The 11,437-nt window shown below is 63.7% G+C and carries 13 protein-coding genes; all 13 read left to right on the forward strand.

What is annotated here, in order from left to right:
• The 13 genes from H8S34_RS13605 to recN all read left to right on the forward strand — a co-directional run bounded on the left by H8S34_RS13605 (position 1) and on the right by recN (position 11,299).
• A complete protein-coding gene (locus H8S34_RS13605; RefSeq protein WP_186964280.1) occupies positions 1 to 603 on the forward strand; it encodes a SpoIIIAH-like family protein in 603 nt (200 codons plus the stop codon).
• Between the two features lie 109 nt (positions 604 to 712).
• Complete coding sequence (locus H8S34_RS13610; protein ID WP_101693043.1) at positions 713 to 1,096, forward strand: Asp23/Gls24 family envelope stress response protein; 384 nt, start codon at positions 713 to 715, stop codon at positions 1,094 to 1,096.
• Between the two features lie 178 nt (positions 1,097 to 1,274).
• Positions 1,275 to 1,766 carry a transcription antitermination factor NusB gene (gene nusB, locus H8S34_RS13615; protein ID WP_101693044.1) on the forward strand — a complete coding sequence of 164 codons (492 nt, stop codon included), beginning with the start codon at positions 1,275 to 1,277 and terminating at the stop codon, positions 1,764 to 1,766.
• The gene (locus H8S34_RS13620) at positions 1,763 to 2,710 is read left to right on the forward strand and encodes a Kae1-like domain-containing protein (RefSeq protein WP_243208032.1); all 948 of its coding nucleotides are present in this window, start codon (positions 1,763 to 1,765) and stop codon (positions 2,708 to 2,710) included. The genes nusB and H8S34_RS13620 overlap by 4 nt, the downstream gene beginning before the upstream one ends.
• On the forward strand, positions 2,707 to 3,945 hold the full coding sequence (xseA, locus tag H8S34_RS13625) for an exodeoxyribonuclease VII large subunit (RefSeq protein WP_101693045.1): 1,239 nt from the start codon (positions 2,707 to 2,709) through the stop codon (positions 3,943 to 3,945). Before H8S34_RS13620 ends, xseA begins: the two co-directional genes overlap by 4 nt.
• Positions 3,927 to 4,166 carry an exodeoxyribonuclease VII small subunit gene (gene xseB / locus H8S34_RS13630; RefSeq protein ID WP_101693046.1) on the forward strand — a complete coding sequence of 80 codons (240 nt, stop codon included), beginning with the start codon at positions 3,927 to 3,929 and terminating at the stop codon, positions 4,164 to 4,166. Before xseA ends, xseB begins: the two co-directional genes overlap by 19 nt.
• On the forward strand, positions 4,163 to 5,041 hold the full coding sequence (locus tag H8S34_RS13635) for a polyprenyl synthetase family protein (protein WP_186964281.1): 879 nt from the start codon (positions 4,163 to 4,165) through the stop codon (positions 5,039 to 5,041). The genes xseB and H8S34_RS13635 overlap by 4 nt, the downstream gene beginning before the upstream one ends.
• Positions 5,042 to 5,058: 17 nt before the next feature.
• The gene (locus H8S34_RS13640) at positions 5,059 to 5,526 is read left to right on the forward strand and encodes a divergent PAP2 family protein (RefSeq protein ID WP_101693048.1); all 468 of its coding nucleotides are present in this window, start codon (positions 5,059 to 5,061) and stop codon (positions 5,524 to 5,526) included.
• Between the two features lie 29 nt (positions 5,527 to 5,555).
• Positions 5,556 to 7,466, forward strand: coding sequence for a 1-deoxy-D-xylulose-5-phosphate synthase (gene dxs / locus H8S34_RS13645; protein ID WP_243208033.1), 1,911 nt, complete (start codon positions 5,556 to 5,558; stop codon positions 7,464 to 7,466).
• Positions 7,447 to 8,256, forward strand: coding sequence for a TlyA family RNA methyltransferase (locus H8S34_RS13650; RefSeq protein WP_101693049.1), 810 nt, complete (start codon positions 7,447 to 7,449; stop codon positions 8,254 to 8,256). The genes dxs and H8S34_RS13650 overlap by 20 nt, the downstream gene beginning before the upstream one ends.
• Complete coding sequence (locus tag H8S34_RS13655) at positions 8,253 to 9,116, forward strand: NAD(+)/NADH kinase (protein ID WP_186964282.1); 864 nt, start codon at positions 8,253 to 8,255, stop codon at positions 9,114 to 9,116. Before H8S34_RS13650 ends, H8S34_RS13655 begins: the two co-directional genes overlap by 4 nt.
• Before the next feature lies 1 nt (position 9,117).
• Positions 9,118 to 9,570: an arginine repressor gene (locus H8S34_RS13660; RefSeq protein WP_101693051.1), complete on the forward strand. Its 453-nt coding sequence runs from the start codon at positions 9,118 to 9,120 to the stop codon at positions 9,568 to 9,570.
• Between the two features lie 28 nt (positions 9,571 to 9,598).
• Positions 9,599 to 11,299, forward strand: coding sequence for a DNA repair protein RecN (recN, locus tag H8S34_RS13665; RefSeq protein WP_186964283.1), 1,701 nt, complete (start codon positions 9,599 to 9,601; stop codon positions 11,297 to 11,299).
• The last annotated feature ends 138 nt before the right edge of the window (positions 11,300 to 11,437 follow it).

The raw sequence follows: 11,437 nt of genomic DNA on the forward strand, positions 1-11,437 counted from the left end.
ATGAAACTGTGGAAACGCAATGCGGTGGTGGCCGCCATCGTCCTCTTTGTGTGTGTGGCGGTCTATCTGAACTGGTCCTATAATCAGGAGAGCGCCGACACGGGGAAGGTGCTGGGACAGGCGGCTCTGGTGGGCGGACAGACCAACGACCCGCTCCTCTCAGCCGGAACCGAGGGGGAGACCGCCGAGCACAGCGTCTCTCCCGCCCCCAGCGCCAGCGCCGCCCCCACCGTGAGTGAGGAGGAGAGCGGGTATTTCGCCTCCGCCCGGCTCAACCGCCAGCAGGCCCGGGACAGCGCGCTGTCCATCCTCCAGCAGTCGGCCGAGAGTGAGACCGCGGACGAGACCATGAAGCAGGAGATGACCGCCGCCATCGAGACCATGGCAGACTTCACGGTCTCCGAGGCCCAGGTGGAGAATCTGGTCACCGCCAAGGGGTATACCGACTGCGTGGCCTTCCTCAACGAGAACAGCGCCAGCATCGTCGTGGCCGCCACCGAGGAGGGCCTCACCGACGCCGACGTGGCCCGGATCACCGAGATCGTCACCGGGGAGACCGGTCTGGCGGCCAGCCAGATCAAGATCATCGAGGCCGAGCCCTAAGGCACCGGCACAGTTTCAAAAAAATCTGTTGGTATTTTCCGGCTTCTGTGGTACAATACCAAAAAGAGCAGCAACTTTGGAGTTGTACAAAAAAGGAGCGTGACCTGCAATGGCCGATGCAAGAGAATACGTTTCCCGTCCGGACGAGCTGGGAAATATCCATATATCGGAGGAAGTCCTGGCTGTCATTGCCGCCGCCGCCGCCCTGGAGACCGAGGGCGTGGCCAGCCTGGCCCCCAATCTGGGCTCCGACCTGGCGGAGCTTCTGGGCAAAAAGAACCTGTCCAAGGGTGTCCATATCGCTGTGAATGAGTCCAGCGTCAGTGTAGAGGTCTCCATCTTCCTGAAATACGGCTATACCATCCCCGAGGTGGCCAAGGCCGTACAGGAGGCTGTGTTCAGCGCCATTGGAAATACCAGCGGACTGCATGTGGAGTGCGTGAATATCAATGTGGGCGGCATCGCCTTCGAGCGGGAGCTGAAAAAGGCCTAAATATCCAGAGCAAAGACACGCGGGTGAGATCCCAGGATCTCTTCCGCGTGTTTTTCTGCGCCGGAGGAAAAGAAAGGGTTTTCTTTTTGAGGGTTCCTGTGTATAATAGAGTGGATATTATGGATATGAACCGAAATTTTATTGACCGGGCCAGGCGCCCGGATTGGAGGAATCACGAATGACCAGAACCAATGCCCGGGAAATCGCGGTGCACTTCTCCTTTGAGCTTGGATTTTCCAACGAGACCGCCGATGAGCTGCTGGAACATATGCTGACCCGTCCGGTCTTTGCTCAGATCGGGGAGGAAGAGCCGCTCTATGCGGAGTTTCCCGACGACAAGCAGCAGGCCTACATCCGCACGCTGGTGAAGGGCGTATACGACCACTGCCCCGAGCTGGACGAGTATATCTCCCGTTATGCCATCGGCTGGAAGTACGCCCGCATCCCCCGCGTGGCCGTCTCCATCATGCGCGTGGCCATGTATGAGATCCTCTATATGCAGGATATCCCCAACGCTGCGGCCATCAACGAGGCCGTACAGATGGCCAAGCACTATCTGGAGCCCGAGGTGGTCTCCTTTGTCAACGGCATTCTGGGCTCCTTTGTCCGCAACGAGTGCCCGCCCGAGCGGGGGGCCGCTCCCGCCAAGCAGAACGGCGCGGAAGGATGAGCACGCTGCGCTGCCTAGGGCTGGATACCAGCAACTATACCACCTCAGTGGCCATCTTTGACGGGACAAGCGGCACCAATGCCGGACGGCTTTTGGAGGTGGAGGAGGGCTCTCTGGGCCTGCGGCAGAGCGACGCGCTCTTTCAGCATGTCAAGCGTCTGCCCGCCCTCTTTGCCGCCCTGCGGGAGCAGGGGGAGCTGCACGACATCGCCGCCGTGGCGGCCAGTACCCGCCCCCGGGCGGTAGAGGGCTCCTACATGCCCTGCTTCCTGGCTGGAGAGGGGCAGGGGCGGGCCCTGGCGGATACGCTGGGGGTCCCGTTCTATGCCGTCTCCCACCAGCAGGGGCACCTGGCGGCCGCCGCGTGGTCGGCCGGGCGGATGGAGCTGCTGGACAAGCCCTTCCTGGCGTGGCACCTGTCGGGCGGCACCACGGAGCTGCTCCATGTGACCCCCGATGGGGTGAACGTCCACGCAGAAAAGCTGGGGGGCACCAGCGACATCTCGGCCGGACAGCTCATTGACCGGACCGGGGTCCTGCTGGGCATTCCCTTCCCGGCGGGGAAGGGGCTGGACGCCCTGGCCGCTGCCTCGGAGAGCAAGGAGCGGTTCCCCGTGCGCCTGAACGGCCTGACCTTCTCCCTCTCGGGGATGGAGAACAAGAGCCGCGCCATGGCGGAGCAGGGGAGAGAGGGGGCCGACATCGCCCGCTTTGTCCTGAACACCGTCTCCGACGTGGTGCGCCGGGCAACGCTGGAGGCCCAGAAGGCCTATCCCGGCCTGCCCGTGCTCTGCTCGGGCGGGGTGGCCTCCAACCGCATCCTGCGGGACGTGATGACCCGCGCCTGTCAGGCCGCCTTTGCTGAGCCCCGCTATTCCACCGACAACGCCATGGGCGTGGCCATCCTGGCCCACCGGCTGCGGAACGGAGGGGATGCGCCGTGAGCGGGACGCCGGTCTATACCGTGACCCAGGTCAACCAGTATATCAAGAGCATGCTGGACGGCGACAAGCTTTTGTCCGGCGTTTTTATTCGGGGGGAGATCTCCAACTACAAGCTCTACCCCTCGGGACACCACTATTTTTCCATGAAGGACGCGGAGGGGGCCATCCGGTGCGTCCTCTTCCGGCGGGAGGCGGTCAACCTGCGCTTCCGCCCCCAGAACGGCATGAAGGTCATCGCCTACGGCCGCATCACGGTATTCCCCCGGGACGGGCAGTACCAGCTCTATTGCAGCCAGCTGACGGCCGACGGCATCGGCGACCTCCATCTGGCCTTTGAGCAGTGCAAGGAAAAGCTCTACCGGGAGGGACTCTTTGACCCTGCCCGGAAAAAGCCGCTGCCCAAATTTCCCGGGAAAATCGCCCTCATCACCTCGCCTGCCGGGGCGGCGGTGCGGGATATGCTGCGCATCCTGAACGCCCGCTGGCCCATGGCCGAGGTGGTGGTCATCCCGGTGCGGGTGCAGGGGAGCGAGGCCCCAGGCGAGCTCTGCGCCGCCCTGGCCTGGGCCAACCGCCACCGGGTGGCCGACCTCATCATCACCGGCCGGGGCGGCGGGTCCATGGAGGACCTGTGGGCCTTCAACGACGAGGACGTGGCCCGGAGCATTTTCGCCTCGGAGATTCCGGTGATCTCTGCCGTGGGGCATGAGCCCGACGTGACCATCGCCGACTTTGTGGCCGATGTGCGGGCAGCCACGCCCTCCAACGGGGCGGAGCTGGCCGTCCCCGATCAAAACGACGTGTACGCCGCCCTCTTTCAGCTGGAGCGGCGCATGAACCGCGCCATGGAGCGCAAGCTGGAGCTCTCCCGTACCCGGCTGGAGCGCATGGCTGAGCGCCGGGTCCTCCGGGATCCCATGGCGCAGATTATGGACCGCCGGACCTGGCTGGGCTATCAGGGAGAGCGGCTGGGCCACGGTCTCTCTGCCGCCCTGAGTGGGGAGCGGGAACGCCTGGCCCGGCTGGCCGCCGCCCTGGACGCCATGAGCCCGCTGAAGGTGCTGGGCCGGGGCTATGCCATCCCCAAGACGGAGGACGGGCATATCCTGCGCTCCAGCCGGGCGGTAGAGCCCGGACAGCGGCTGTCGCTGACGGTGGCGGACGGTTCCATCGACTGCCGGGTAGAGCAGACGACGCATACAAAAGGAGTATCGCAATGGCGGAAAAAAAGCTGACCTTTGAACAGGCTGCCGCCCGGCTGGAGGAGATCGTCCGCCAGCTGGAGCAGGGCGACGCGCCGCTGGAGGAATCCATGACCCTCTTTGAAGAGGGAACGGCGCTCATGAAAAAATGTACCACCATGCTGGACCGGGCGGAGCAGAAGGTCCGTAAGCTGACCGCCGGGCCGGACGGCGCTCCGGTGGAGGAGCCCATGGACAAGGAGGGGACGGTATGACCCACGCAGAGAGAATGCAGCAGGACCGGGAACAGGTGGAGCGTTGGCTCCGGCAGTGCTTTGCGGGACGAGAGCCCCATGGAGATATTTATGACGCCATGGAGTACAGCCTCCTGGCGGGCGGGAAGCGGCTGCGCCCCATCCTGCTTCTGGAGACCTGCCGGATGTGCGGCGGCGACGCGGAAGCGGTGCTGCCCTTTGCCTGTGCAGTAGAAATGCTTCACACCTATTCTCTCATTCACGACGACCTGCCCTGCATGGACAATGACGATCTGCGCCGGGGCCGGCCCACCAACCACAAGGTCTACGGTGAGGCCACGGCGGTGCTGGCCGGAGACGGACTGCTCACCGCCTGCTTTGAGACCATGCTGGAGGCCCAGGTAGACCTGCCTGCCGAGCGCATCGTGGCCGCCGCGGGCTGCCTGGCCCGCGCCGCAGGCGCCCGGGGCATGGTGGGCGGACAGGTGCTGGACATGGCCGGCGAGGGACATGCCCTGGCCCTGGCGGAAGTGGAGGAACTGCAGCAGCTCAAGACGGGCGCGCTCATCTCCGCGGCCGCCGAGATGGGCTGCATCCTGGCCGGGGGCAGCGAGGAACAGCGCGCCGCGGTCCGCCGCTACGCCCAGAAGCTGGGCCTTGCCTTCCAGATTCAGGACGACATTCTGGACGTGGAGGGGGACGAGACCCTGATGGGCAAGCCCCTCGGTTCCGATCAGGAGAATGAAAAGACCACCTTTGTCACCCTCAAGGGAGTCGAGACCTGCCGGGAGCTGGTGGCAAAGCTGACACAGGAGGCGATGGAGGCGCTCTCTGCCTTCCCCGATCCGTCTTTCCTGTGCTGGCTGGCGGAGTCCCTGGTGGGACGCAAGAACTGAGAAACGGGGCGCTGTCCATGAACGTAAAGAATGTGACCGATGTTCTGACCGGAAATCTGATCCTGAATCTCTCCATCCTGGCCTGGGCGATGGCGCAGGTGCTGAAGGTCCTGACGGTGCTCATTACCAAGCACCGCTGGGACTGGCGCCACATCCTCTCCAGCGGAGGGATGCCCAGCTCCCATTCGGCCTTTGTCTGTTCCTGCGCGGCCTCGGTGGGCATGGTGGAGGGCTTCAGCACCGTCACCTTTGCCATTGCCGCGGTGGTGGCCATCGTCGTGATGTATGACGCGTCCAACGTCCGGCGGGCCGCGGGAGAGCAGGCCAAGATCCTCAACTACATGATGGATCACTGGAAGGAAATGCGGCCGGAGTTTTTCGGTAAAGAACTCAAGGAGCTGCTGGGACATACGCCGTTCCAGGTACTGATGGGCGGATTGCTGGGCATTGCCATCGGTCTGGGCGGCGTCTGGCTGTGGGGTTGACCGAATTACTCCACAAAAGAAAATTTTTGTTGAGTAATAGAGCGCGGTGCATCTCACACCGAGCATATGGAGGCGGTAGTATCATTACATTCGAGGATAACATTCCCGATCTGCATCATATCAGCGATGCCGAGGCCGAGGCGCTGTGCGCCCGTCTTCGGGGGGATCTGCTGCAAATCGTCTCACAGACCGGAGGACACCTGGGCTCCAACCTGGGTGCAGTGGAGATCACGGTGGCCATCCACCGGGTCTTTGACACCAGCCGGGACCGCATCCTGTTCGATGTGGGACACCAGTGCTACATTCATAAGATGCTGACCGGCCGCAGGGAGGCTATGAAGACCCTGCGTACATTTGGCGGTCTGGCCGGTTTTCCCAAGCCGTCGGAGAGCGTCCACGACGCATTCATCGCGGGGCATGCCTCCGACTCTGTGTCGGTGGCGGTGGGCATGGCCCATGCCCGGACGCGGATGGGGGAGAAGTACCATGTCCTGGCCCTCATCGGTGACGGTGCGCTCACGGGGGGGCTGGCCTATGAGGGCCTCTCCAACGCCGGGGACAGCAAGGAGCCCCTCATCGTGATCCTCAACGACAACGGCATGTCCATCACGAAAAATGTGGGCGGCGTGGCCGAGCACCTGGCCCGCCAGCGGCTCAAGCCTCAGTACCTGCGCTTTAAAAAGGGCTACCGGAAGCTGATGGGGAAGCTGCCCGGCGGAGGGCATATCTACCGGTTCACCCACAAGCTCAAGACGGCCATCAAGGGCACCCTTCTCCCGTGCAGTATGTTCGAGGAGATGGGCTTCACCTATCTGGGGCCGGTGGACGGCCACGATGTGCGCCGGCTCACCCGTCTGCTCCAGTACGCCAAGGACATCGACGGTCCAGTCCTGCTCCACATCAGAACTGTAAAGGGAAAAGGCTATGCACCTGCCGAGCGCAATCCGGACCGGTTCCACGGCGTGAGCCGGTTCTGTCTGGAGACCGGTGAGCCGGTCCAGCCCTCCAAGCGTGACTTCTCCAAGGCCTTTGGAGAGGCCATGTGCGCCCTGGCGGAAGAGGATGAGCGGGTATGCGCCATCTCGGCCGCCATGGTCCCAGGGACCGGGCTCCACGACTTCTTTGAACGTTTTCCGGAGCGCTCCTTTGACGTGGGGATCGCGGAGGGACATGCGGTCTCCATGGCGGCCGGCATGGCCAAGCAGGGGATGCTCCCGGTCTTTGCCGTCTACTCCTCCTTCCTGCAGCGGGCCTATGACATGCTGGTCCACGATGTGGGCATCCAGGGACTCCATGTGGTCTTTGGGGTGGACCGGGCCGGCCTGGTGGGCGCCGACGGCGAGACCCACCACGGCACTCTGGACCCCGCCTTTCTGGACACCATCCCCGGGATGACGGTACTGTGCCCGGCCAGCTTTGCGGAGGTCTCTTCCATGCTCCGCTACGCCCTCTTCCAGTGTACCGGCCCGGTGGCTCTGCGCTATCCCCGGGGCGGCGAAGGGGAGTACCGGGGCGACGCCGGACCGGAGACCGCGATCCTGCGCACCGGCGGGGACCTCACGCTGGTGGGGTACGGCACCCTCATCAACGAGGTGCTCCAGAGCGCCACGCAGCTGGCGGAATTGGGCATAGAAGCAGAGGTTGTAAAGGTAGGACGCATTACACCGTTTGACCCCACTCCCATCCTGGATTCCGTCCGGAAAACCGGCTACCTTCTGGTGGCGGAGGAGAGCAATGCCTCCAACTGCATCGGCCAGCGTCTGGCGGCCGATCTGCTGCTGCAAAACATACCTGTAAAGGGAATTGCTTTACAGAATCTTGGCAACCGATTCATTCCCCACGGCACCGTGGAACAGCTGCGCGAGCTGTGCGGACTGCGGGCGGAACAACTGACAAAACGTGCGGAGGAGGTTCTGCGGCATGGCAAAAAAGAGACTTGATGTGCTGCTGACGGAACAGGGATATTTTGAGAGCCGGCAGAAGGCGCAGGCCACCATCATGAGCGGCCTGGTCTTTGTCAACGGCCAGCGGGTGGACAAGGCGGGGGCCTCCATTGCGGAGGATGCCCAGATCGAAGTACGGGGGAAGGCCATCCCCTATGTGAGCCGGGGCGGGCTGAAGCTGGAGAAGGCCATGAAGGTCTTTCCCGTCCGCCTGGACGGCAAGATCTGTGCCGACATCGGCGCGTCCACCGGCGGCTTTTCCGACTGTATGCTGCAAAACGGCGCGGCCAAGGTCTATGCGGTGGACACCGGGTATGGAAAGCTGGACTGGAAGATCCGCAGCGACCCCAGGGTGGTGGCGCTGGAGCGGACCAACGCCCGGTACCTGACCCATGAGCAGGTGCCCGACGAGCTGGACTTTGCCTCGGTGGACGTCTCCTTCATCTCCCTGCGCCTGATCCTGCCCGCCCTGCGGGGGGTCCTGAAGGAGGACGGCTCCGTGGTCTGCCTGGTCAAGCCCCAGTTTGAGGCCGGCCGGGACAAGGTGGGCAAGAAGGGGGTCGTCCGGGACCCCAAGGTCCACCTGGAGGTCCTGGAGCATTTTCTGGAGCACGCCAGAGAGGCGGATTTCACCGTGCGGGACATGACCTACTCTCCCATCAAGGGACCGGAGGGGAACATCGAATATCTGGGCTATCTGACGGTGGGCGCGGGTGAGGACTGGAGCGGAGATCTGAAGGCTCTGGTGGCCGAATCTCATGAGACATTGGAGGAGCATACGCCGTGAAGATTGTACTCAGCCCCAATCCATTCCGGGATAAGGGATTGAAAGCGGCCCAGTCTGCCGCCCGCATTCTCAACAACGCCGGGGTGGATACCCGGATCTGCCTGCCCTTCTCCACCGAGGGGACCGACATCAAATTTCCCCGGCAGGTGGAGTGCTGCGACATGCAGAAGGAGCTGCCCGACGCCGATATCCTCATCTGCTTCGGCGGGGACGGGACCATCCTCCACGCCGCCAAGGACGCCAACGCCTTCGGCATCCCCATCCTGGGGGTCAACATGGGAAGCGTTGGCTTCATGGCCGAGGTGGAGCAGAGCGAGCTCTCCCTTCTCTCCAAGCTGGCGGTGGGAAAATACACCGTGGAGTCTCGTATGATGCTCACGGTGGAGATCCGCCGGGACGGAAAGACCGTCTTCTCCGACCTGGCCCTCAACGACGCGGTCATCACCAAAGGCGCGGTGGCCCGGGTGGTGGAGATGGAGGTGCGCAGCGACAAGGTGCCCATCACCGCCTTCTCGGGGGACGGCGTCATCATCAGCACGCCTACCGGCTCCACCGCTTACTCCATGTCCGCTGGGGGACCCATCGTGGAGCCCACGGCGGAAAACATCATCGTCACGCCCATCTGCCCTCACGTGGTCAACGCCCGCTCCTTCGTGCTGGACCACCGCCGGGCCGTGACCGTCCGGATGCGCTGCATGAGCCGCAAGACCGCCTACCTCTCGGTGGACGGCGGAAAGGCCTTCAAGCTCAACGGGGGCGACATCATGCACATCCGGCAGGCCGACACCAAGACCAACCTGGTCCGGCTGACCGGCCGGAGCTTTTACGAAATCATCACGCAGAAACTGGGGAGGATGTAATATGAAGGGAAAGCGTCAACAGGAGATCCTTCGTATCATTGAAGAGCACGACGTAGAGACCCAGGACCAGCTTCTGGCCGAGCTGAGGGCGCGGGGGGTGCAGTCCACCCAGGCCACCATCTCCCGGGACATCAAGGAGCTCCATCTCATCAAGGAGCTGACCGGCTTTGGTACTTACCGCTATGCCGTGTCCGAGCGCAAGGTGTCCCTGAATCTGGCCGGACGCCTGCGCACCATCTTCAAGGAGGGCGTGACCTCCTTTGATGTGGCGCAGAACATCGTGGTGCTCAAGACCATGCCCGGTCTCGCCTCGGCGGCCGGCGCGGCCATCGACGGAATGGAGATCGCCGATCTGGTGGGCAGTCTGGCGGGGGACGACACTGCCATCCTCATCATGCGCACCAACGAGGCGGCTATCGAATTCTGCGACGAGATCCACAAGATGCTGAAATAATCCGCCGCCATCCCTTTGGAGGTATGCCATGCTCTCTCTGCTTCACATCGAGAATATTGCGGTCATTGAGTCGGTGGATATCCAGTTCGATTCCGGCTTCAATGTCCTCACCGGCGAGACCGGCGCGGGCAAATCCATTGTGATCGACGCCATCAGCGCCATCATCGGCGCCCGGACCAGCCGGGATCTCATCCGCACCGGGGCGAAAAGCGCCCGGGTGGAGGCCCAGTTCACCCAGGTCCAGCCCATGCCCTGGCTGGAGGAGAACGGCCTCTCCCTGGATGGGAGCGGGAGCCTTGTCATCCAGCGGGAGATCCAGAGCGACGGGAAGAATATCTGCCGGGTCAACGGACGGCTCCTCAATGTGAGCCAGCTGCGGGGGCTGGGGCAGCAGCTGGTCAACATCCACGGCCAGCACGACGGACAGCAGCTGCTGGACGAGAGCTGCCACCTGTCCTATCTGGACAGCTTCGGGGAGACCGAAGCCCTTCTGACCCCCTATCAGGAGACCTTTCGGGAGCTGACCGCCATCCGCCGGGAGATTGCCTCCCTCCAGATGGACGACGCGGTCAAGTCCCGGCGGATGGACAGCCTCCACTTCCAGATCGGCGAGCTGGAGCGGGCCGACCTGAAGGAGGGCGAGGAGGAGAGCCTCACCGAGCGGCGCACCCTGCTGCGCAACGCCGAGCGGCTCATCTCCGCCGTGGAGGGGGCCCATTTCGCCCTCTCCGGGGACGACGAGCGGGAGGGAGCGGCCTCCCTCATCGCCGCTGCCGAGGGCTCCCTCTCCAGCGTGTCCGGGATGAGCGAGGAGATCGCCGGGGTGACCGAGCGTCTGGTGGAGCTGCGCTCCGCTGCCGAGGACGCGGCCGAGCTGGTCCGGGACCTGCGGGAGTCCTTTTCCTTTGAGCCGGGGGAGCTGGACGAGATCGAGAGCCGTCTGGACGTGCTCTACCGGCTCAAAAAGAAGTACGGCAACAGCGTGGGCGAGATGCTGGCCTATCTGGAGAAATGCCGGGCTGAGCTCTCTGAGATCGAGTATTCCAGCGACACCATCGCCAAGCTGGAGCAGCGGAAGGCAGCCGTCCTGGCCAAGGCCAAGACCCAGGCCGAGGCCCTCTCGGCCCGGCGGCGGGAGGCGGCCGAGGCCCTGCGGGAGCGCATCCAGTCCGAGCTGCGCCAGCTGGACATGCCCAAGGTCCGCTTCCAGGTGGACTTTTCTCCCAAGGGCGGGGAGTTTGGCATGGATGAGACCGGCATGGACGAGGTGCAGTTCCTCATGTCGGCCAACGTGGGGGAGGACCTCAAGCCCATCCAGCGCATCGCCTCGGGCGGCGAGCTCTCCCGCATCATGCTGGCCCTCAAGAACGTGCTGGCGGAAAATGAGGCGGTGGCCACGCTGATCTTTGACGAGGTGGACACCGGTGTGTCCGGCCGGGCGGCCCAGAAGGTGGCCGAGAAGATGGCCGACGTGGCGGGGCACAAGCAGGTGCTCTGCGTGACCCATCTGCCCCAGATCGCCGCCATGGCGGACACCCACTTCTCCGTGGTGAAGGGGGAGCGGAAGGGGCGGACCTACACCGAGGTGGAGCTCCTGACCCGCACCCGGCGGACCGAGGAGCTGGCCCGGCTCACCGGCGGGGCCCACATCACCCCGGCCATCCTGGCCGGAGCGGAGGAGCTGCTCTCGGCCGCCGAGGGGTACAAGGCGGCCAGACGGGGGCGCTGACCGTCCGCCGCACGCGGAACTTCAATTCGCAAAGTAACAGATAAAAAATTTTTTAGTGAAGGCCATGCGTAAGCGTGGCCTTCTTTTATTTCATCCAATCGGCATCATCTTCATCAATCAAACCCATAGCCGCTAGAC

The sequence above is a fragment of the Pseudoflavonifractor hominis genome, from assembly GCF_014288125.1.
In the GTDB taxonomy this organism is placed as follows: domain Bacteria; phylum Bacillota; class Clostridia; order Oscillospirales; family Oscillospiraceae; genus Pseudoflavonifractor_A; species Pseudoflavonifractor_A gallinarum.

Bases quoted from the DNA above. Each gene is read 5' to 3' on its own strand.
- H8S34_RS13635 (WP_186964281.1), top strand. From the start codon at position 4,163: ATGACCCACGCAGAGAGAATGCAGCAGGACCGGGAACAGGTGGAGCGT.
- H8S34_RS13650 (WP_101693049.1), top strand. From the start codon at position 7,447: ATGGCAAAAAAGAGACTTGATGTGCTGCTGACGGAACAGGGATATTTT.
- H8S34_RS13640 (WP_101693048.1), top strand. From the start codon at position 5,059: ATGAACGTAAAGAATGTGACCGATGTTCTGACCGGAAATCTGATCCTG.
- recN (WP_186964283.1), top strand. From the start codon at position 9,599: ATGCTCTCTCTGCTTCACATCGAGAATATTGCGGTCATTGAGTCGGTG.
- H8S34_RS13660 (WP_101693051.1), top strand. From the start codon at position 9,118: ATGAAGGGAAAGCGTCAACAGGAGATCCTTCGTATCATTGAAGAGCAC.
- H8S34_RS13610 (WP_101693043.1), top strand. From the start codon at position 713: ATGGCCGATGCAAGAGAATACGTTTCCCGTCCGGACGAGCTGGGAAAT.
- H8S34_RS13605 (WP_186964280.1), top strand. From the start codon at position 1: ATGAAACTGTGGAAACGCAATGCGGTGGTGGCCGCCATCGTCCTCTTT.
- H8S34_RS13620 (WP_243208032.1), top strand. From the start codon at position 1,763: ATGAGCACGCTGCGCTGCCTAGGGCTGGATACCAGCAACTATACCACC.
- xseB (WP_101693046.1), top strand. From the start codon at position 3,927: ATGGCGGAAAAAAAGCTGACCTTTGAACAGGCTGCCGCCCGGCTGGAG.
- nusB (WP_101693044.1), top strand. From the start codon at position 1,275: ATGACCAGAACCAATGCCCGGGAAATCGCGGTGCACTTCTCCTTTGAG.